This is a genomic window from Campylobacter showae, from assembly GCF_900573985.1.
GTDB classification, from domain to species: Bacteria; Campylobacterota; Campylobacteria; order Campylobacterales; family Campylobacteraceae; genus Campylobacter_A; species Campylobacter_A showae_E.
Genome location: NZ_UWOK01000001.1, coordinates 1,306,000 through 1,326,215, shown reverse-complemented (window position 1 = coordinate 1,326,215; position 20,216 = coordinate 1,306,000). Strand labels below are relative to the sequence as shown.

21 protein-coding genes and 1 pseudogene are annotated in these 20,216 nt (G+C 44.5%); 7 read left to right on the top strand and 15 right to left on the bottom strand.

Annotation, left to right across the window (positions count from 1 at the left end):
* Positions 1-452: 452 nt before the first annotated feature.
* Positions 453-956: a hypothetical protein gene (locus EE116_RS06645; protein ID WP_122873764.1), complete on the bottom strand. Its 504-nt coding sequence runs from the start codon at positions 954-956 to the stop codon at positions 453-455.
* The gene (locus tag EE116_RS06640; RefSeq protein ID WP_122873763.1) at positions 953-2,275 is read right to left on the bottom strand and encodes an ATP-dependent DNA helicase; all 1,323 of its coding nucleotides are present in this window, start codon (positions 2,273-2,275) and stop codon (positions 953-955) included. The genes EE116_RS06645 and EE116_RS06640 overlap by 4 nt, the downstream gene beginning before the upstream one ends.
* Positions 2,276-2,324: 49 nt before the next feature.
* Here EE116_RS06640 and EE116_RS06635 point away from each other — a divergent pair, with 49 nt between their 5' ends.
* On the top strand, positions 2,325-4,394 hold the full coding sequence (locus tag EE116_RS06635) for a bifunctional C40 family peptidase/M15 family metallopeptidase (protein ID WP_122873762.1): 2,070 nt from the start codon (positions 2,325-2,327) through the stop codon (positions 4,392-4,394).
* 353 nt (positions 4,395-4,747) lie between these two features.
* Here EE116_RS06635 and EE116_RS06630 read toward each other — a convergent pair whose 3' ends face one another.
* The 4 genes from EE116_RS06630 to EE116_RS06615 form a co-directional block, all read right to left on the bottom strand.
* Complete coding sequence (locus EE116_RS06630) at positions 4,748-4,951, bottom strand: hypothetical protein (RefSeq protein WP_163028039.1); 204 nt, start codon at positions 4,949-4,951, stop codon at positions 4,748-4,750.
* A gap of 219 nt (positions 4,952-5,170) precedes the next feature.
* A complete protein-coding gene (locus tag EE116_RS06625) occupies positions 5,171-5,494 on the bottom strand; it encodes a hypothetical protein (RefSeq protein ID WP_241091653.1) in 324 nt (107 codons plus the stop codon).
* A gap of 1 nt (position 5,495) precedes the next feature.
* Positions 5,496-5,969: a 2-thiouracil desulfurase family protein gene (locus tag EE116_RS06620; RefSeq protein ID WP_122873760.1), complete on the bottom strand. Its 474-nt coding sequence runs from the start codon at positions 5,967-5,969 to the stop codon at positions 5,496-5,498.
* Positions 5,970-6,099: 130 nt separating this feature from the next.
* Positions 6,100-6,954 (bottom strand): D-amino-acid transaminase, encoded by an 855-nt coding sequence (locus EE116_RS06615; protein WP_122873759.1) that lies wholly within the window; start codon positions 6,952-6,954, stop codon positions 6,100-6,102.
* Positions 6,955-7,084: 130 nt separating this feature from the next.
* Here EE116_RS06615 and EE116_RS06610 point away from each other — a divergent pair, with 130 nt between their 5' ends.
* On the top strand, positions 7,085-7,594 hold the full coding sequence (locus tag EE116_RS06610) for a hypothetical protein (RefSeq protein WP_122873758.1): 510 nt from the start codon (positions 7,085-7,087) through the stop codon (positions 7,592-7,594).
* Here the strand turns inward: EE116_RS06610 and EE116_RS06605 are convergent, their stop codons facing one another.
* Together EE116_RS06605 and rsmH are read right to left on the bottom strand one after the other, a co-directional pair.
* Complete coding sequence (locus EE116_RS06605; protein ID WP_122863615.1) at positions 7,595-7,879, bottom strand: hypothetical protein; 285 nt, start codon at positions 7,877-7,879, stop codon at positions 7,595-7,597.
* Positions 7,869-8,801: a 16S rRNA (cytosine(1402)-N(4))-methyltransferase RsmH gene (rsmH, locus tag EE116_RS06600; protein ID WP_122873757.1), complete on the bottom strand. Its 933-nt coding sequence runs from the start codon at positions 8,799-8,801 to the stop codon at positions 7,869-7,871. The genes EE116_RS06605 and rsmH overlap by 11 nt, the downstream gene beginning before the upstream one ends.
* A gap of 54 nt (positions 8,802-8,855) precedes the next feature.
* Here rsmH and EE116_RS06595 point away from each other — a divergent pair, with 54 nt between their 5' ends.
* The 5 genes from EE116_RS06595 to EE116_RS06575 all read left to right on the top strand — a co-directional run bounded on the left by EE116_RS06595 (position 8,856) and on the right by EE116_RS06575 (position 14,604).
* A complete protein-coding gene (locus EE116_RS06595) occupies positions 8,856-9,443 on the top strand; it encodes a class II aldolase and adducin N-terminal domain-containing protein (protein ID WP_122873756.1) in 588 nt (195 codons plus the stop codon).
* Between the two features lie 119 nt (positions 9,444-9,562).
* Positions 9,563-11,026, top strand: coding sequence for a peptidylprolyl isomerase (locus EE116_RS06590; protein WP_122873755.1), 1,464 nt, complete (start codon positions 9,563-9,565; stop codon positions 11,024-11,026).
* A gap of 16 nt (positions 11,027-11,042) precedes the next feature.
* Complete coding sequence (gene ftsA, locus EE116_RS06585) at positions 11,043-12,473, top strand: cell division protein FtsA (RefSeq protein ID WP_002948629.1); 1,431 nt, start codon at positions 11,043-11,045, stop codon at positions 12,471-12,473.
* 18 nt (positions 12,474-12,491) lie between these two features.
* Positions 12,492-13,646 (top strand): cell division protein FtsZ, encoded by a 1,155-nt coding sequence (ftsZ, locus tag EE116_RS06580; RefSeq protein ID WP_009496063.1) that lies wholly within the window; start codon positions 12,492-12,494, stop codon positions 13,644-13,646.
* 283 nt (positions 13,647-13,929) lie between these two features.
* On the top strand, positions 13,930-14,604 hold the full coding sequence (locus EE116_RS06575) for a hypothetical protein (RefSeq protein ID WP_206159240.1): 675 nt from the start codon (positions 13,930-13,932) through the stop codon (positions 14,602-14,604).
* Positions 14,605-14,890: 286 nt separating this feature from the next.
* Here EE116_RS06575 and EE116_RS06570 read toward each other — a convergent pair.
* The 7 genes and pseudogenes from EE116_RS06570 to EE116_RS06535 form a co-directional block, all read right to left on the bottom strand.
* Positions 14,891-15,112: pseudogene (locus EE116_RS06570) on the bottom strand (suppressor of fused domain protein); the annotation flags it as partial.
* A 136-nt stretch (positions 15,113-15,248) separates the two neighbouring features.
* Positions 15,249-15,542 carry a metal-sulfur cluster assembly factor gene (locus EE116_RS06565; protein ID WP_122873754.1) on the bottom strand — a complete coding sequence of 98 codons (294 nt, stop codon included), beginning with the start codon at positions 15,540-15,542 and terminating at the stop codon, positions 15,249-15,251.
* On the bottom strand, positions 15,539-16,741 hold the full coding sequence (locus EE116_RS06560) for a peptidase M50 (RefSeq protein WP_122873753.1): 1,203 nt from the start codon (positions 16,739-16,741) through the stop codon (positions 15,539-15,541). Before EE116_RS06560 ends, EE116_RS06565 begins: the two co-directional genes overlap by 4 nt.
* Positions 16,742-16,749: 8 nt before the next feature.
* Positions 16,750-17,088 (bottom strand): hypothetical protein, encoded by a 339-nt coding sequence (locus tag EE116_RS06555; protein ID WP_122873752.1) that lies wholly within the window; start codon positions 17,086-17,088, stop codon positions 16,750-16,752.
* Positions 17,089-17,293: 205 nt separating this feature from the next.
* Entirely contained in the window at positions 17,294-17,479 is a 186-nt protein-coding gene (locus EE116_RS06550; protein WP_122873751.1) for a peptide ABC transporter ATP-binding protein, read from the bottom strand.
* A gap of 175 nt (positions 17,480-17,654) precedes the next feature.
* Positions 17,655-19,193 (bottom strand): bifunctional phosphoribosylaminoimidazolecarboxamide formyltransferase/IMP cyclohydrolase, encoded by a 1,539-nt coding sequence (gene purH / locus EE116_RS06540; protein ID WP_122873749.1) that lies wholly within the window; start codon positions 19,191-19,193, stop codon positions 17,655-17,657.
* 278 nt (positions 19,194-19,471) lie between these two features.
* Positions 19,472-20,212 carry a TerB family tellurite resistance protein gene (locus EE116_RS06535; protein WP_122873748.1) on the bottom strand — a complete coding sequence of 247 codons (741 nt, stop codon included), beginning with the start codon at positions 20,210-20,212 and terminating at the stop codon, positions 19,472-19,474.
* Between the last annotated feature and the right edge of the window lie 4 nt (positions 20,213-20,216).

Sequence of the window (20,216 nt, the reverse complement as noted above, 5' to 3'; positions counted from 1 at the left end):
TTAGCAAAAAGCGGCTTGTCTTTTTCCTTCATACTTCGTTGGATTTAAATTTTACTCGGTCACTACCGACAAGGTAGCTCCCATCGCAAAATTTAAATCCGCCTCGTCTAAAGAAAAAATACTGTGCCTTATCGCCTTTCGTTCAAATTTGAGGTCAAATTTTGTAAAAATATGGTTTTAAATTTTACCCACCGAGACCAGTATCTTGAAAATATGAAATTTGTCTCCCCTAAAATTTATAAAACTAGCGACGCTTTGCGCCAGCAAAGCTATGTCGCCACATCTCACGTCGTAGGGGTTGGGGGATTTTTAAGGGGAAAGGGAGCGACTTCATAATTCAAGCCCCTTCCCCCCTTAACAATAAAGACTAAAATCCAAATTTGACCAAACAAAATTTAGCACCTTAAAGGTGCGGGTCTCGGCGAGTAAAATTTATAAATTTAATCCCAAATTTACTGCTCGCCAAAATCCTTGCCAAAATCATCTATCTGATTTAAATCCATCGGTTTTAGCTGATTTTTATTTCCTCGCAATATATCCTCGACTTGCTCTTTTTGCGATCTTTTTGAGCCCGTAGTTTTGACGTTTTTTAGCGCTTCAAGTAGCTCTTCGATATTTGGTTCGCGCACGGTTTTTAGCGAGATAATGAGCACCTCGTCGATATCTATGGAGTGCTTTTTAGCGGTGTATTTCGCTAGCGTGTCTTTAAATTTTTCCTTGCCGAGCGAAGTCAGCAGATCCTCGACGTAAAAGCTACCGATAACGACGTTTAGCGCGTCAAGCACGTAGGCTTCGTTATCCACGATGTCGCGCCCCTCCAGACGCAGGCTTATACTTACTTTTTTGATCGAGCTTTTGGCATCTCTGGAGTACAGATCGGTTTCAAAGTTGTCGATATTTAGCGTCTCGGCAAAGGCCATAACCGCGGCAAAAGCCAGCGCAAAAATCTTTTTCATACGTCTTCCTTAATGTTTTCAAATTTGTTTTCAAGATAGAATTTCTCGACCTCTTCGTCTATTTTAACGACGCTTTGCAAATACTCTCTAAACGGCCGACTTTTGCCGTAAAATATCCTAAGCTTTTTTGGATCGATCGCCCTCGAGAGCGCGACGTAGAGCTGTCCGTTGGCAAAGATATGATTTAGGTCGCAGACTAAATTTTCGATACTCATACCTTGGGATTTGTGGATCGTGATCGCATAGGCTAGCTTTAGCGGAAACTGCGTCAAAGACGCCCTCGCGCGCTCCTCGAGATGTTCGCCCGCCATCACAAACTCGCTCATGTCAAATCTCGCGCGCTCTACCTCGACGATCTCGCCGTTTGCTTTTTGTACGATGACGCTTTTTATCTCGCCGTTTTCTTTTAAAATTTGCATTATCTGCCCGCGCTCGCCGTTATAATACTCGCCCCATTTATTTACGGTAAATATAACTTTCGCGCCGATTTTTATATTTAAAATTTCAGGCGCGTAGAGATTTGCGATCCAGCGATCCAGCGTGTTTTCATTCAAATTTTCATCATAAATTTCCACTAGCGCCTCAGCCCTTTCAAGCGGCGCTGGAAGTTTAGAGAGCATCTTATTATTTAGCTCGTCCGCTTCGTAATTTCGCCCAAAAAGCACGCTCGTATCGTCATCTACCTGCACGCTTGGCACGAGTAAATTTTCGATATAGGCAAACACCTCGGGGCTCAGCCGCCCGACGCGAAGCATGGATAAGATATCGTAAAATTTCTTATCCTTCGTGCGTTTTGAGACGACTAGCTCGATATTTTTAAACTCAAATTCATGCCACGAGCTAGAGTTAAAAGCATAAAGAAATTTAAACAGCGAGCTACCGTCATCGCCGTTTTTTCGCACGGGCGGCAGCTGATAAAAGTCGCCCACGAGCATCACGCGCCCGACGAATCGCGAGCTCATCAAGCGGTAATAAATCATATCCATCAGCCCCGCGCTGATCATCGAGATCTCGTCTATCACGATGAGATCGCAGACGTCTAGTATCTTTTTTAGTTCGCCGAGCTTTCCGCGCTGTTTGCGGTCGTAGCCGCGTAGCTCCTCGAGGTTTGAGCAAATGCCGAATTTAAAAAAACTATGCACGCTCACTCCGCCGACGTTTACCGCCGCGATGCCGGTGCTACCTAGTACGACGACGTTTTTTAGCTCGCTTTTATAGCGCTTGATGACTGCTTGCGTGAGATAGCTTTTACCCACGCCGCCGCGCCCGGTTAGAAAAACGTTTGATTTTTTTAAGATATCTAGCAGCTGGTTTAACACAAATTTCCCTATTTTTTGTAAAATTATAGCTTATTTTTAAGGAGCTAGATTGAAATTTTACAAATTTATATTTTCCGTAGCGACGGCGTTAGCGATGCTGGGCGGTTGCGTATCGCCAAAAGACGCGCCAAGCGCGGTAAATTTACCGGATCAAGGCGCTAACGCCGCGCCCGCATACGATATGCCCGAGGAGAGCGCGGATGAAAATTTAGGCCACATCAGCTATCTAAAATTTGACGTCGATCAAAATGCAAATGCGCTGCCGATACTACCTTTTGAAGCGCAAAGTAGCGGCGAAACTCTGCTGCAAAAACGCTTTAACGCGCTTGATCTAAAAGCGCCCGCAACGAGTGCAAAAGACGCCTTTTGGGCGCTAGAGTACTATAAAAATACGTCAAAAAGGCAGTACTTTTTCTCAAATATGCGCAAAGTCCCAAACGAGTGGTTTGAAAAAGTGCGCAAAAACGCGAGCGTAGAGAGCTTCGGCAAGGTTTCTTTGCCTGCGGTAACGACGGCAAACGCGAGTCTGCGAAACCTACCGACCGACGAGGCCGTACTCTATAATCCCGTGCGCGCGGGCGAAGGGTTGCCGTTTGACTACGCTCAGCTATCTTTCATCTCGATCGGTTATCCGCTTTACGTTTCGCACTTTTCGGCCGACGGAGCGTGGGCGTTTGTGGGTAGCGATGCGGCGTGGGGCTGGATAAAATCGACCGAAATCAAAATTTTAAGCGCAGACGCCGTACGGGAGCTAAAAAATTCTAAATTTTTAAGCGTTACCAAAGACGAAGAGCCCGTCTACGACAAAAACGGCAACTTTTTATTTTACGGACGCATAGGCGCGATTTTACCGTTTCAAAGCGAGGATCAGTTTAAATTTTACGGCAAAATCCAGACTCAAAACGGGCTAAAAAACTACGAGATATCAAAACAAAACGCGAGCCGCTTTCCGCTTAAATTTAGCGACGAAAACGTAAGGGCGCTGGCGTCATCGCTGCTGGGGCAAAGCTACGGCTGGGGCGGGTTTGGCGGCAAGCGCGACTGCTCGCTGTTTTTGCAGGATTTCCTCGGTAGCTTTGGCGTGTGGCTACCGCGAAACTCAAAGGCGCAAGGTCAAATCGGCAAGGTCGTGAGCCTAGCAAATTTAAGCGCGGAAGAAAAACTAAATGTCATCAAAACGCAAGCCGTGCCGTATAGAACGCTATTTCATATGAACGGACACATCATGCTTTATGCGGGTATGCGCGGGGGCGAGCCACTCGCCGTGCACGACGTCTGGGGCATCCGCACGAAAGATAACGGCAGAGCCATGATCGGCGGCATAGCGATCACGACGCTAAAAATCGGCTCGGACGTAGCAGATATCGATCCAAAACGTTTGCTCGTCTCGCGAATAAATTCGATGAATACCTTTGAAGTAGCTAGCGGCGAGGAAGCGTCGCACGCGAAAAAATCGGCGATCGAAAAAGCTTACGGCGTGAAAATCGTCGGCAACGAGGTAGTTTTTGCTGACGGCAGCAAGGTTATATTTGACGACGGCGAGGCAAAGGATACCGCCCGTCTGCTAAATCTAGCCGACGTCGAGGATACTTTTGCGCAGCCTTATCCGCTATTTAAGCCTCTAGCGCTACCTAGCAATGACGCGGGCAGATACCGAAACTACGAGCTTTTGGATAAAATTTACGGCGCGAGCGAGGCGGAAGTGAAGGCAAATTTAACCGATGTCGTTTGGCTAAAAAATCACGGCGGCAAAACGTTTAAATTTAACTCCAAAAACGGCGCGGCCGCAGCTTTGCAAGCCGTCTCAAACGAGCTTGACGCGCTAACGGCGCAAAAACCGGGGCTGCTAAAATTTCTTGACAATCCATCGGGTACGTTTAACTGGCGCGTGATCGAGGGCACCAAGCGCAAGAGCTCCCACTCCTACGGCATCGCGATCGACATAAATACCGACAAGAGCGACTACTGGCGCTGGAGCAAGGACGCCCGCTACCGCAATCAAATCCCCGAAGAGATCGTGCGCGTATTTGAAAAGCACGGCTTCATCTGGGGTGGGCGCTGGGTGAGCTTTGATACGATGCACTTTGAGTATAGGCCGGAGTTTGGGCATTTGAGATAAATTTGACAGCAGTTTTGACGATAAATTTGGGCAAATTGGGCCCCAATTTATCGTTATGTTTTGGCTGGCAGCTAGGCGTCGCAGACTGCAAATTTAAGCTACAATCAAGAAGGTGCGAATAAATTTTGCTTTGCCTCTTTTTGGCGTAAAATTTAAAGCAGACGACACGAAAAATCTATCGCTTCGGTGGCAAATTTGAGCTAAACCGGACTTAGATTTGCCGTCAAATTCGGCTAAATTTTTAGTAAAAGCTGGATTAAATTCGGCTATTTGATTTCGGCGAGCGTGGCATTTCTGCGTTTACGTGCCTTTTAATATTTGGCGAAAATTTGCAAGCGATTGCAAGAGGCTTGCTACCCTTTTTGCTGTTTGTTAAATTTAGCCTTGACATAGGCTGGGCGGTTAAATTTGACGCCGAAACGACGCGGTCTTGGTTTAGCCTGCGTTTTATGATTTTTATAGTTCGTAAATTTTGCGCGAGCAAGACGGACGACGATAAAATTTGACCTGCCGTTTTTTAAATTTAGGGCGGCAATTTGCCGTTTTGCCGTCGTCAATATTTTTACTGTTTTTACAAATTTTACGCCGCTTGCCAAATTTGGCTACGATTTGATTATGCTAAGCCTAAAGGCTCCGAAAATCTTACCGAAAAATTTAGATAAAATTTCAAGCGGTAATTTTTCCAAAGTCGCGCTAGAAATTTGATACGCCCAAATTTGTAATAATGTTTACGCCGCTCGCCATCAACCTGATTTTAGCTGTTTGATTTTACCGCCTTATGTTACCGTGATCTCGATACTTTTACTTATAAATGCCTCTTGCAGCTTGCTTTCAAACATCCGCTTGATCTCGCTTCCAAATACGCAGTTACCTTTTCGCTTGAGGCGGCAGATCACGTTGCCTTCTTCGCCTGCGCTTAGGCAGACGCAGTTAAAATAATTCTTATCTGAAGCATTGTCCGAGATAAGGTAAACAAGCCCGTTTTCTGGGATAAAATTTCCCTCTGCCAGCCCGCACGGCGTCGGCATTATCCTAATCGCCGCCGCGGCGTAAAATTTCGCGCCGTCCGCTATATCTTTAACGTTTATCCACTCGGCCACTTTATGCCTCTTTTTCTAAATTTAGCTCCGCAAGCGCACTCTCGCCAACCACCCGAACGCCAAGTTTTTTTAGCGCCGCTGCGGTTAGGCCGTCGCCGCTAACGAGCCGCCCGGTAAAGCTTCCGTCGTAGATCTCGCCGCTTCCGCAGCTTGGGCTTCGCTCTTTTAAAATAGCGATTTTACAACCGTTTTCGCGGGCTATATCGGCGCAAATTTGCGCGCCCGAAAGAAACTCTCGCGTCACGTCGTGGCCGCTAAATTTAGTTAGCACTCGTCCGTTTGAGCAAATTTCGGCAGGTTCGCGCGGAGTCGCTAGTCCGCCCATACTCTCCGGACAAACGGCGATGAGCTCGTAAATTTGTCTAAGTTTTGCAAGCTCGCCCGCGCAAATCGCGTCTGCGTTATTGCCGCCGTTATATTTGCAGTTTTCGCCGAGCAGGCAGGAGCTGATTAAAATTTTGGGTTTATTTTTCATCGTTGGTTCCGAATTTAATAGTCCAGCAAGCGTTATTTCCTCAAAATTTACTAACGCTTCGGACGGCAAATTTAAATGCATTCGTCAAATTTAGCCGAATTTGAGCCGACCCGAAACGTCAAATTTTAGCCTAAAGCCCGGCCTCTTTTTTGATCTTATCTATATACATTTGACGCAGTATCGGCACGTATTTGCCGACTTTGCCGCCGCTTATCGGCTTGTCGTCAGCCTTGACGACGGGCAGTATCGGCAGCGTCGCGGCCGAGATAAACACCTCGTCGGCATCGTAAACGTCCTGCATCGTAAACGGTCGCTGTCTGATCTCTAGCCCCGCCTTTTCGGCAAAACCTAAAATCACCTTGCGGCGAATGCCCGGCAAAATCTCATTTGAAAGCGGTTTGGTTATCAGGACGTTATCTTTTATGATAAACGCAGACGAGCTAGTCGCCTCGGTCACAAAACCGTTTTCGACCATAAAACCCTCGTATGCGCCGGCTTTTACGGCTTGTTCTTTGGCGTAGCACTGCGCCAAAAGCGAGATGGACTTGATGTCGCGGCGCTTCCAGCGGATATCCTCGACGCTAACGACCTCGATGCCGGTCGCGGCGTCAGGATTTGCGACGATATCTTTTTCGTAGCAAAACACGAAACAAGTCGGCTTTAAGCCTTTTATAAATTTAAAATCCCTATCGGCGACGCCGCGGGTGATCTGCATGTAAACGCCGCCTTCTTTTAGGTTGTTTCGCCAGATCACTTCCTCTAAAACGCCCTGAAAATCGCTCTTTGAAAGCGGTAAGCTTAGCTCGATCGCAGCTAGGCTTCTCTCAAATCTTTCCCAAAAATCCTCTCTATCCACAAGCCGTCCGTTTAGCACCGGTACCACCTCGTATATGCCGTCGCCAAAGATAAATCCGCGGTCAAACGCGCTAACTTTAGCCGCCGCCGCATCTATAAATTCGCCGTTTAGATATACTATTCCGTTCATTTTTTCTCCTTAAAATTTAAGTAATTTTAGCTCAAATACTCTTAAAAAAGCGTTGCTTTAAGGCCAAATTTTAGCTTGGATTACGAAGTTTTTGCTATAATTGAGGCTAAATTTAAGGATAATCATAAATATGAAAAATAACACGTTTAAAAATTTAATCCTAGAAAATATCTTTGTTATCTCGAAGCAACCCGTGCTGTTTCGCGATCTGCTCGAGGCAAACTGCCTTTTTAACGAAGGCATGTTAGTAGATCCTGCTAAGCTAAATTTTAAATTTCGCTACGCAAGAACTTACCTAGTTTACGGGCTTTTGTGCTTTGTCGTGTTTTTTATTTTACTGCTTTTAACGCATCATATTTTTACTAAGCTTGACTTTCACCTCTCGATCGTTAGCGCCGTGGTGGGCACTTCAGCCGTTTTTATCGGCTTTGATATGTTTAAAATTTGGGCGAGAAAAGCCGTGAGCAAAGAGCTCATAAAAAAAGCTTGGAGCGTGCATTTTCCGTATTTTAGCTACGAAAAATACTCCACGAAAGTCGAGATGATCTACAACGAAGCGGTAAAAAACGAGATCCCGCGCAAAGACTTGGAGCAATACGTCCTAGAGCGCCTAGTTGCGCAGTCTGAAGCCGGGATTTAGCTATTGCAGGATGAGCGGGTCTAAAATTTGATTTTTGTATTTCATTCTCTCGAGTTTTAAGCGAAGCTCTCTATTTTCTTCGAGCAAGACGTCGCGTTTGCCGCTTAGATCGCCGATTTCGCGACTGATGTAATAAATTTGATTCGTGATGTAAATTTTAGGTAAAAACAAAGCAAGCGCGATAAAAAGCCCGAGATACGCCGTCGCTAACGTTTTGTAGTCTAAATTTCGTTCCTTTTTTTGCTCGCCGCCGCTAAACTCTAAAACCTCGTTTTTATCTTGCATTTTTACCTCTTGAAATTTTAAAAATCCTCATTTTCGCGCAGCTTGAGCGCGGATTTGCCTTGATCTCGGCAGCGCATGGCGTTATTGCCTTTTTACTGACTATTTTACCCAGCGCGTTATCCCCTCCGCACGTGCATCTAAGGGCTTGCGGCGGACAAATGCAGCTTTGCGCCCACTGTCTAAATTTATTTTTTACGATGCGATCTTCTAGCGAATGAAAGCTAATTATCGCCACAACGCACTCGTCGATCTGCGAGTCCTCGATGCTTTGTAGTAAATTTTGCAGCTCGCCAAGCTCATTGTTTACCTCTATCCTTATCGCCTGAAAAGCTAACGTCGCCGCGCTAACGCTGCGTCCATTTATACCTTTTAGCCCGATTATTTGCGCGAGATGTTCGGCGCTTTTTATCTCGCCGCTTTGCCTGGCTTCTATGATTTTAGCAGCAAATTTAGCCGGATTTGGCAGCTCGCCATAGTCAGCAAATATACGCTCTAGCTCTTTTGCGCTATAAAAATTTACAACGTCGTAAGCTGAAAATTTAGCCTGCGCGTCCATGCGCATATCTAAATTTTCACTCTTTAGTCCAAAGCCGCGCTCATTTTTATCTAGCTGCAGCGACGAAACGCCGATGTCGGCTAGGATACCGCGAATTTGACCTTGTTCCACTTTGCTCAAAATTTCTGAAAATTTACTCTTAAAAATTTGCGCTCTTTGACCGAATTTTTTCAGTCTTTCGGAGCTAAATTTGATCGCTTCTTCGTCTTGATCGCAGGCTATCAAATTTACGTTTTGATTTTGCTCTAAAATCGCGCTGGAATGCCCGCCGTATCCGAGCGTACAATCAACAATCGCGCCACTTTTTATATCCTCAAAAGCTCGTAAAACTTCATCAAGCAGCACGGGAACGTGTGGGGAGTTCAAATTTAGCCTTTATTTTTTGTGTATAATAACAAAAAAAGTTTATAAAAGGTTAAAATGGACTTAAAATACTGCGCAAGCGAGATCAGCAAAATCGCTCTTTCGATGTTTAGAAAAAACTTTTTCGGCGTCTTTCACGGCTCTATCTCGGCCAGGATTTTGCATGATTCGTTTTTGATAAACAAAAGAACGACGATTTTTGACAACCTCAAAGAAGAAGATTTGATAATGTTAAACTCAAAAAGGGATTATCGCTGGAACGACGCGAGCATAGACGCAGACATCCACCTAAATATATACAAAAATATAAATGAGGCCAAATATGTCTGCTACGCCATGCCGCCCTACCTAACGGCTTATACTTTGGGTCATTCTTTTATTCGCCCGAGGGATTTTTTTGGTTATATCAAGCATCACGAGATCCCGATTTATGATCCAAAACAGTTTGACGACTGGTATGAGCGCGCGGATACAGAAATTTATCGCTATATGTTAGAGAATAAAACTAACATAATGGTTATCAAAGGATACGGTGTATACGTGCATAGCAGGACCCCGTATCAGCTTGCAAAAGACGTCGCGATCCTTGAAAATACGTGTAAATTGCTAAGCATAGCTCGCCTTTACGAATCTGAACGAAACTAACGTCTTTAAAAATGTTAATTTTTTTGAAATTTTATCGATAAAAAGCGCGTTTTTAAGGTGATATTTACGATATTTCAGTAAAATAATGCATAAAATTTTTATGAATTTGAAGGAATTAGATGATAACTTGGATGCAAAAGCATAGAAAATACCTCGTCGTGACGATCTGGGTAAGCACGATAGCCTTCGTCGGAGCAGGCTTCGTCGGATGGGGAGCATACGATCTAAACGCGAGCAGAGCTACCTCGGTGGCTAAGGTCGGGCACAGAAATATAAGCATCCAAGAGTTTCAAAACAGATACGGTCAGCTTCACGCATACTATAGTCAGCTTTTTGACGGACAGCTAAGTGACGAAAAGGCAAGCGAGCTAGGCATTGAAAATTTAGCTTTAGAGGCGTTAGTAAACGATGCTATGCTTTTAAATTTCGCAGATGATTTGGGGCTGGGCGTAAACGACGAAGATATAGTAAAATACATAATCGCAGATCAAAATTTCCACTCAAACGGCAAATTTGACAAAGAGCTTTACAAAAATACTTTAAAAAGAGCCAGAACTACTGAAAGCGAATACGAGGAAAGCCTAAAAAACGTAATACTTTTAGACAAGCTAAGACATGCTATAAATTTACCCGCAAACGCTCAAGATATAGATATGCTAACGGCTAGCTTTTTGATGCAGGATAAAATCTCTATGAAAGTCGTAGAGGCTGGCGCAGACGAAATAAAAATAGATGAAGATGCGCTAAAAAAACTCTGGGAAGAGCACAAAAACGAATACAAAACCATGACCGAATTTAAGCTTGATACCAAATTTATCCCAGCTATATCAAGCGATTCAAATACTAACGAGCTAACAGAATTTTACAACAAAAACAAAAACGAATATAAAGGTAGTGACGACAAGATAAAAGAATTTGAGGCTGTTAAAGATGAAGTACTAAAAGACTACAATCTCAAACAAACTAAAAAAGTCGCCCTTGAAGAGTATCTAAAAATCAAGAAAGACGAGAAGCAGGCAGACGTATCGATAGCTACATTTGAAGATAATGCGAGCTTGCCGATGGACGAGCTAAAACTAGCAAAAAAAGGCGATACCCTAAAGCCGTTTGAATACGAAGACGGCTATATGATAGTAAAGGTAAAAGAGATCGTAGCGCCGAGAGTAATGAGTTTTGACGAGGCGAGGGATCAAATTTTAGAACTTTATAAAGAGCAAAAAACTAAAGAAATCGTAGAAGCAAAAGCAAAAGAGTTGCTTGAAAAAGGATTTAAAGGTACCGACATAGGGTTTGTCAGTAGAGATACCGTAAAAGCTGAAGACGGACTAAGTGAGGGCGAGTTTAATATATTCGTCAATCGCCTGTTTGAAAAAGGCGGCAAAAAGGGCTATGTGTTGCTTGACGACAAGGCTGTAGTCTACGAGGTAACGGAACAAAAACTAACAAATAGCGAAAAAGAGAAAGAATATAAAGAAATAATAACGCAAAATGTAGGTTACTTGAAAAATAATGAGCTCATTAGGGATTTAACGGCTGTATTAGCCAAGCGTTATCAAGTAACGAATTATTATACAAAAAAATAATAAGAAGGTATCTGTTTTGAGTACTAAAATTTTAGGTATTGACGTAGGCTCTGTTCAAATTTGCGCTGTGATAGGCCAGCACGATGAAACAGGACTTAAAATAATCGGAATAGGAACTGCAAAAACTCAAGGTATAAAAAAGGGCGTAATAACAAATATCGAGCTCGCATCAAAATCAATAAAAAGCGCTTTAATAGACGCTCAAAGAGTGGCCGGCACAAGATACGAAAAAGTAGTGGTTTCAATCTCGGGAGCCTATACAAAAAGCGTTGACAGTAACGGCGTGGTAAACGTTCCCACGTATGAAATAGGCATAAAAGAGATACAACGCTCGATGTCTGAGTCTGAGCGAAGAGCGCAGATACATAGCGACTACGAGAAGCTACATATACTTCCTTATAATTTTAAAGTAGACGATCAAGAGCATATAGAAGATCCTTTGGGTATGAACGGTAGCAGGCTTGAGGTGCAAACGCACATCATAATGGCGCAAAAATCATCTCTTAGTAACCTAAGAAAAGCGTTAAATTTGGCTGGAGTCGAGCCTGATAATATCGTACTTTCCAGCTACGCTTCGGCTATCGCGACGCTAAATCAAGATGAAAAAGATTTGGGTGTAGCATTTATAGATATGGGTGGCGCAACTTGCAATATGATAATTCACTCTGGAAATTCGATAAGATATAACGAATTTTTAGGCATAGGTTCGTCAAATATAACCAATGATCTATCAGCAGCGCTTCATACGCCTATTTTAAAAGCTGAAGATATAAAATTAAATTACGGAATTTTGCTAAATAATGCCAACGAACTAGTTGAGATCCCGCCTATTAACGAAGATGGCAAGGTTCAGGAAGTATCTCTTGACGTTATTTCAAACGTCATATATGCAAGAGCCGAAGAGACGCTAATGATACTTGCAAAAATGCTCGAAGATAGCGGATATAAAAATTCAATAGCCGCAGGCGTAGTTCTTACCGGCGGCATGACTAAACTTGAAGGTATCAGAGAGCTTGCTATAGCAGTATTTGATAATATGCCGGTGCGAATAGCAAGACCAAAGGAAATGGAAGGGCTATATGAAATTTTAAGAGATCCGGCAAATTCTTGTGCGATCGGACTTTGTATGTACGGTGCAGGCTACTTTACGCCTTATGAAATCGACTCTGAAAAGAAAATGCGATATAAAGACGAGATTGTAGTAAAAAATAAGATTTTAAAAGATATAGTCTACGACAATGGAGTAAAAATCGAAGATAAAAAAAATATCGAAGAAGTCGATAATAAAATCTTTAGAGGAAGTACTCTGGATGATAACTATATAGATGATTTAAGAATCGATGACGACAGAACTTTACAAGACGAACTAAATGAAGATTTAAATAAAAAAGAAAAAAAACCAAATATTTTTTCTGTGATTTGGAATAAAATAACACAACTATTTTAAAAGGAGATTGGATCAACTATGGGTAACTTTATGGTAGAAGAGAAAAAGCCTTCATACGGCGCAAAGATAAAAGTAGTAGGCGTAGGCGGTGGTGGTGGAAATATGATAAATCATATTATTAGAGAAAAAGGCGATGAAATGGATATCGATCTAATAGTCGCTAATACCGATGTAAAAGCACTTGACAGCTCTTTGGCCTTTACTAAACTGCAGCTTGGAGAGAAGATCACAAAAGGTCTTGGTGCTGGTATGAATCCGGACGTAGGAACTAAAGCCGCTCAAGAAAGTTACGAAGAGATCAAATCTACACTTGAGTACTCAGATATCGTATTTATAGCATCAGGCCTTGGAGGCGGTACCGGTACAGGCGCAGCTCCGGTGGTAGCACAGGCAGCTAAAGAAATTGGCGCCTTAACTATCTCAGTTGTTACTATGCCGTTTGATTTTGAGGGTAAAAAGCGCTACAATCTAGCCCTAAAAGGTCTTAACGAGCTAAAAAAAGAGTCCGACTCTATAGTTGTGATACCAAACCAAAGACTAAAATCCCTTATAGACAAAAAAGCTGGTATAAAAGAAAGTTTTAAAATAGTTGATAACGTTTTAGCTCGAGCCGTCAGCGGTATGTGTACCATAGTTCTTGATTCGGGAAATAGCGACATAAACTCTGACTTTGCAGACGTTAAAAAAGTAATGGAACATCGCGGTATGGCGCTGCTTGGCATAGGCGAATCAGAAGGTGAAGGCGCAGCCCAGGAAGCAATCAAAAACGCAATACAATCTCCACTACTAAGCGACATTACCATAAACGGCGCAGTGGGCGTTCTGGTACACTTCAAATATCACCCAGACTCTCCTTTTAGCGATATAGAAGAGGCTATGTGCCTAGTACAAAATGCTGTCGATGATGATGCAGATATTATATTCGGTACGACAAGCGACGAAAGTTTTGAAAATAACAAAATTCAAGTTACTATAATAGCCACCGGCTTTAGAGACAAAGAGGAAGAAAGACCTACGCCCGTAGCCTCTACGCCCGACGCTGCATTTAAAAAGTCAAGAAATCCGATTCTAGATGAAAGAATCAGCAGACTAAAGGTTAGCGGCGGATACAATAGCGAAGAAGCAACTAATATGCTAGAAACGCCATCGTATATCAGAAACCAAATGGATTAATGAATAAGGATTGGTCTTCCAATCCTTTAAAAATTTAAAACATAATAATTAGGTGGCAAGTTAAATTTTATATTATTCTAAATTTGGTCAAAAATTAAGTTGCAAGTAGTAAATTGATTTTTTAACAAATTATACTATATTTCGTTAGTCACAATATATTCAGGATATTCTTATTCTACAATAAAATTATTCCACTAAAAATAATTTCAAAAACATAGTTTTAGATTTTATACTACCCCAAAAACACTATAATATAATGCCAAAAGCAAACCCAATCTAGCGAGTGCGATCTATCGCAGATGTCAGCGAACAGCGCGTGTATCACATAATCTTTCCGCGAGGCTACTTCGGCGCGCCCTATGCGCCGCATCTGGCGAAATACCATCCAACCTGGCGGTTTGAGGGCAGCGAGGCAGGATATAAGCTCGGCGGGGTTTTGGATGAGGCGAACGGCGATGCGCAAAATCCCCTATTTCATCTTATCACGCTTGATCCGCTGCCCCGCGACTTGCCCGTGCGATCGCTATCCCGCTTAACTCTCGCCGCGCACGTTAGAGAGATAAACGAAGGCGAGATAGTCTTTTACGAGCACGACGCGCAGGGTATACCGCGGCGTATCGGAGACAGGACACAGGTCGAATACGCCTTTGAAGAACCGATAAAGGAGTGCGAGGTCGCTCTGGCGCCTACGCCGGCGCGCTGGGCGGCTCAGGACTGGGGGATGTCAAATAGTAGGCAAAACCTCGCGCGCATCGGCGGCGAGCCATCATGGATACAGGGCGCCTTGGTGCCGACGTGCCCGATATGCGGCGAAAAGATGGAGTTTTTGATGCAGCTTGATAGCGAGCTTCCAACCTGCGAACAAGGCGGCGAGGTATATTTCGGCAGTGGCGGGATTTTATACGTGTTTTGGTGTGAGCGGACGCGGGTGAGCGGGTTTTTTATGCAGTGTACGTGAGTAAATTTGCTTTTTATAAATTAACCAATAAAATTTGAGCGTATTTGTGTATAACCAAAAATCAGCTAAATATGTTGCTGCAAATCCAATCATTTCGTGTTTGTGTAAGATGAGATTTTAGGCAAAGCCAAACAGGTTAAATTTTACTGATTTTTATGAGAAATCGGATATATAAATTAGAAATTAATAGCAAAAGAGATAAAAATAGCCAGCAAGGACTAGCAAATTTCCGGCCACTACTTACTGCCAAGGCTAAATTTGCCTTACCGATCTGATTGCTATTAAATCAAACGTATTCTTTCGTTCGCTTTAAATCGGTGATTAGTAAAGGATTATCCTCGCGCATCATGTTTATCAAACGCTCTACGCGCTGCGTAGTCGGGTCTTTGCGTAGCCAGTCTAGCTCGCGCTGCGTAATGCCGACCATTTGTAAAAACTCGACTCTGCCGTTTGGCGTATCTATGCCGCCTAGCACTGGATCGGGCGCGAAGGCGACGCTATCCAGCTCATCATTCGTATTTAGGCACCAATACGAGCTTGTCTGGACAAGACAATCGCGCCCCGAACAAGCTTATAAACAGATTAAAACCGAGGTCAAATTTTGCCGAGCTGTCGGCTAAATTTGACCTTACATAACGCCAAAATCACGCTCCCAGCGCCGCCCTCACCTCGTCGCTCGCCATCTCGATACTCCACGCAGGCTCCCACACGAGGTCTATCTCGCACTCTTTTACTCCGTCGACATTCAGCACCGCCGTCTCCACCCAGCCCAGTATCATCTCATGCAGCGGGCATGAGCGCGTAGATAGCGTCATCGTGACCTTTGCTTTGCCGTTCTCGTCGCAAACCGCGTCGTAAATCAGTCCTAATGACACGATATCAAAGCCAACCTCGGGATCGACGATGTTTGAGAGCGCATCGTATATTTTTTCTTTCATTTTTCTTCCTTTACTCCAAATTTCGTAAATTTAAAAACATTTATCATATTTATCGCGACTAAAACGATACTGACGAGCAGGCAAGCCACGCCGCAGTGCGCGAGCGATTTTATCTCCAGCCAGACGCCAAGCTCATAAAGCACGAGACCAAGAGCATTAAAGCCGATACCGATATATGCTGGCTTTTTAAGTATCATCTGATCTAGCAGCGGCACCTTTGTTTTACCCACAAAGGGCGCTACGTAGTGATACCAGATGAGAAACGGCGCAATCTTGTAAAGATGAGCCGCGATGAAGGCGAATAAAAATCCGTAAATCAGCATAAACACCGCCATATCGTATCTATCCGCCGCAATCAATACGCAAAAAAGTACAAAGGCCGCGAGCGAAAGAGCGATATTAACGTTCCAGTAGTCGTATGCTTTGCGAACGCGCTTTTTTAGGATATGTAGCGCCTCGGCGACGAAGCAAACGATCGCTGCTCCAAACGCAAAGTACGCGTAAATTTCGCTAAGAAAGAGCAAAATGCCGGCAAAAATATAAAACCCGAAGGCAAATTTACTAAGCGTAAATTTTAGATCGTGCGCCAGGGCAAACATCGGTAGCAGCACGGTCGCCACGCCTACGATGATGAAAAAAACAAAGCCGAGTACGAAATAGACGTGAAATTTAAGCGCGAACATAAAATCCATCGGCAAAGTGCCCGAAAGTATCATCAAAAGGCAAAATCCAAGCGAGATGCCGGCGAGTAAAAATACCGCCGAAACAAAGAGCATAAATGATGCGAAGCTCTTTTTTTCATTGTCCATAAAGCTAACGATATAGGTCGTGCCAAAAAACAGCAGCGCAAGAAAAAGCGCCATGCCGCCGCCGTGCATGAAGCCCGTTTTGCCGCTGATCATCCCGTAGCTCATCGACGCCACGCCCGCGCAGTAAAGGGCTAAATTTGCCACCGCGCCCTTGATCGTCGAAAACGGCTTTTCTAAGATCACCGAAGTGAGCTGATAAAGCGCGCCGATGATGATGCTCATAACAAAGCCGACGAAAAACACGTGTAAAAATCCCGCCGTCTCAAGCCCCGCGATCGTCTCAAAATCCGCCGCGAAAAAGGCGGGAATGCTCGCGATCAAAAAGCAAATGCCCGCGATAAAATAACCGCCGACTAGCTTAAAAGGCGGCGCAAAGGTGTTTAAAAGCATAGCTTATCTCAGTGGCAAAGGCTTGTGTCTACGTTCTTGACGTCCGCGCCCTGCTTTAGGCTAAAGGTCATCTTGACCGCCCCGCCCTCCAGATCCTCGCGCTCGATGTCAAACTGCTCCTGTATTTTAGGGATCAGTCCGGCTGGAAATTTATGATTTACCATCACGATTTTGGTGTTTTGGTTTGCAAATTTGATCGCCACCAGCGCGTTTACCATAGGCTCGGGCGGTACGCACGGACGGCTGTCAAAGCCGACGAAATCCACTCCGCCTTCGCTATATTTATAAAACGGCACCGTTGCGCCCTCGGCGTTAAACTGCTCGGCGTCTTTGAAAAAATCGCTCATTTTTTTATCCTTATTTTAAATTTGGATAATTATACTCTTATTTTGCATGCGAGCGTCTTGACTTTGCTTAAGGGATTAAATTTTAAATTTGACGGCCGCGGAGTCAAATTTGAGCGGCAAAACCCGAGCGTTGATGTGTGAAATTTGAGATGAGATAAAATTTGGCGGCGCAAATTTGACCGCCGATTAAAAGACAAAGCACCGCCTAGCAGTACTGCTTGTAGCCTTTTTTACAGAGCTGTTTTTTGCCCTCTTGTTTTAGGATTTCGTTTTTGCTCTCGCCGTTATAGGTCGAGTTTTGGTCGCTGCCGCCGACCTTTTCGCCGTTTACGTAGATATTAGCCGCATATAACCCAGCCAAAAATACCAAGAAAATCAAAATTTGCTTCATAAATCGCTTTCAATTAAATTTAATCTCCAAAGCGCAAGCAAATCGCAGTCCAAATTTAAAAGCGAGCAAGTAAAATTTGAGAAAAGCGGAGCAAGAGGGCCGCTAATCAATAAGCTTAAAGCGGCAAAACGGCGCAGTCAAATTTACGCCGCCTCGCCGCAAAAACGATCAAATTTTAGTGTAAAAAGTGGCGCACACCCGTAAAATACATCGCCATGCCGTGCTCGTTTGCCGCCTGCACGACCTCGTCGTCGCGGATGCTACCGCCCGGCTGTATCACGGCCTTTACGCCAGCCTCGCTTGCGATATCTATGCTGTCGCGGAACGGGAAAAATGCCTCGCTAGCAAGCGCGCAACCGCGTAAATCAAGCCCCATATCGCGCGCCTTCGCCACGGCCGCACGCGCGGCGTCCACGCGGCTAGTCATACCCATACCGATGGCGACTACGGCGCTGTTTTTCACGTAGACGACGCAGTTGCTTTTCGTGAGTGCCGCAACCTTCCACGCGATCTCAAGGTCTTTTAGCTCAGACTCGCTGGCTGCACGCGCGGTTTGTAGTTTCATATTTTCTAGCTCGCTAGCTTTCACCTCGTCGCTTTGCTGATAGACAAAGCCGCCGTCAACGTGCTTAAAGTCGTATTTGTCGTTTGCGCGCTGTAAAAATTTATTGCCCTGGGTGAAAATTTTGATGCGTTTTTTGGCTTCAAATACCGCAAGCGCGTCCTCGTCCACATTTGCGGCGATGATGACCTCGACGTAGATTTCGTTGATTTTCTCTGCCAAGGCGCGGTCTAGCGTGCCGTTTATCGCTACGACGCCGCCGTATGCACTGACGGGATCGCATTTTAGCGCTTCTACGTAGCTTTCTAGCAGATTTGATTTTACGGCAAAGCCGCAGGCGTTAGCGTGCTTGACGATGGCGACCGCAGGCGCGGTATCAAAGCTGCTTGCAAGCGCCAAAGCGGCATTGATGTCGGTAATGTTGTTAAAGCTAGCTTCGCCTTTTAGCGCGGTGAAGTTGTTGCTGAAAAAATAATCAAACTCGTATAGCGCGCCCTTTTGGTGCGGGTTTTCGCCGTAGCGCGCGTCAAAAACCTTGCTGCCAGCGATAAATTTCATCTCGCCAAAGCCCTCGTTAAAGCGCTCGTTCATATAGTTTGCGATCATCGAGTCGTAGGCCGCGGTGTGTTCGTAGGCTTTTATCATCAGATTTCGCCTAAAAGCGGCCTTTTCGCTCTCGTCCGCACCCCCTATGACTCGTAAGATCTCGTCATAATCAAGCGGACTCGTGACGATATAAACGCTAGCGAAATTTTTAGCCGCCGATCGCACCATCGCAGGGCCGCCGATGTCGATGTTTTCGATGATCTCGTCAAAATCATCGGTGCGGATGGTGGTTTGTTTAAACGGGTATAAATTTACGCAGACCAGATCGATGCCGCCGATGCCGTATTGCGCGGCTTGGCTTACGTGGTTTGCGTCGTTTCGCTTGTGCAATATCCCGCCGTGGATTTTTGGGTGCAGGGTTTTCACGCGCCCCTCAAACATCTCGGGCGAGCCCGTGTATTCGCTCACTTCGACCGCTTTTACGCCATGCTCTTTTAGCAGTTTGTGCGTACCGCCCGTACTTAGTATCTCAAAACCGAGTCGCTCGAGTCCTTTTGCAAACTCTACGATGCCTTCTTTGTCGCTGACGCTGATTAATGCTCTCATTTATATTCCTTTCTTTATCGGTTTGTCCTTTGAGTGCTTTTTCGAGATCTTGCAAAATTTTCGCTCCGCAGGCTATATGCCTAGCGCACGCTCAATTTTGCTTCAAAACTCGAAAAATCATCTCAAAATACCGCGCCGAAATTTGATTAAATTTTAAGAACCCAAAAGCGTAGAATTTTGAGATGGATTTAAATGTTGTGCAGAAAATTTGGGCAAGGCTAGACAGATAGTCTGGCGCAGTCCCAAATTTTCAAACTCATTTAAAGACACTCAAAAGGCTAGCTTTTTTGTTTTATGGTTTCATACGCCTCATTTATCTCTTGCAGTTTTCTGGTACTCTTTTCTATCATCTCCTCGCTCTCGCCGCGCCCCATAAGGATATCGGGATGATATTTTTTCACCAGTTCGCGGTAGCGCTTTTTTACTTCGTCAAACGGCGCGCCCTCTTTTAGCCCAAGCACTGCATATGGGCTTTTCGTGCGCATTTCGTAAGGATTACGCCGCGTCTGCCTTTGATCGTAAAATGCCTCAAACCTCGCCAGTATCGCTTCAAAAATGCCCTCGTCAAGCCCAAATCCTGAGGCGATCTGCTCGATGATATTGCGTTCGCTTTTGCTAAATTCGCCGTCTATATAGGCTAAATTTAACAAAAACGATATCTTCGCAGCTGCGGCATCTTGGCTAAGACGGAAGCGATCTCTGTACTTCCGCGCGATAAAATAGGCATTATGCACCGTCTCTTTTTCGCGGTTATAGATCTGCTTTAGCTCCGCTCTCATCGCTGCGTCGTTACCGAGCCTTAGCGTGATATCATCTAGCGTCTCGCTGATGAGGCGAGCCTCTAGCTCGTTTACCCTGCCGTCGCTTTTAGCGACTTTAGCAAGCAGGCTAACTAGAAATTTAGCCTCTTCAAACATCGCCTTTTTTTGCGAGCCGCCTAAATTTACGGGATTTTGACTAAAATTTGAAACCAGATAATAAATCCCGTAAAATATCAAAAACCAAAAAATGAAACTCAAAATA

Coding starts and splice junctions, on each gene's coding strand:
- EE116_RS06560 (WP_122873753.1), bottom strand. CDS start 16,741: ATGCTTTTAAACACCTTTGCGCCGCCTTTTAAGCTAGTCGGCGGTTAT.
- EE116_RS06555 (WP_122873752.1), bottom strand. CDS start 17,088: ATGAGCGATTTTTTCAAAGACGCCGAGCAGTTTAACGCCGAGGGCGCA.
- EE116_RS06590 (WP_122873755.1), top strand. CDS start 9,563: ATGATAACTTGGATGCAAAAGCATAGAAAATACCTCGTCGTGACGATC.
- EE116_RS06550 (WP_122873751.1), bottom strand. CDS start 17,479: ATGAAGCAAATTTTGATTTTCTTGGTATTTTTGGCTGGGTTATATGCG.
- EE116_RS06620 (WP_122873760.1), bottom strand. CDS start 5,969: ATGAAAAATAAACCCAAAATTTTAATCAGCTCCTGCCTGCTCGGCGAA.
- EE116_RS06645 (WP_122873764.1), bottom strand. CDS start 956: ATGAAAAAGATTTTTGCGCTGGCTTTTGCCGCGGTTATGGCCTTTGCC.
- EE116_RS06605 (WP_122863615.1), bottom strand. CDS start 7,879: ATGCAAGATAAAAACGAGGTTTTAGAGTTTAGCGGCGGCGAGCAAAAA.
- EE116_RS06615 (WP_122873759.1), bottom strand. CDS start 6,954: ATGAACGGAATAGTATATCTAAACGGCGAATTTATAGATGCGGCGGCG.
- ftsZ (WP_009496063.1), top strand. CDS start 12,492: ATGGGTAACTTTATGGTAGAAGAGAAAAAGCCTTCATACGGCGCAAAG.
- EE116_RS06595 (WP_122873756.1), top strand. CDS start 8,856: ATGGACTTAAAATACTGCGCAAGCGAGATCAGCAAAATCGCTCTTTCG.
- EE116_RS06565 (WP_122873754.1), bottom strand. CDS start 15,542: ATGAAAGAAAAAATATACGATGCGCTCTCAAACATCGTCGATCCCGAG.
- EE116_RS06610 (WP_122873758.1), top strand. CDS start 7,085: ATGAAAAATAACACGTTTAAAAATTTAATCCTAGAAAATATCTTTGTT.
- purH (WP_122873749.1), bottom strand. CDS start 19,193: ATGAGAGCATTAATCAGCGTCAGCGACAAAGAAGGCATCGTAGAGTTT.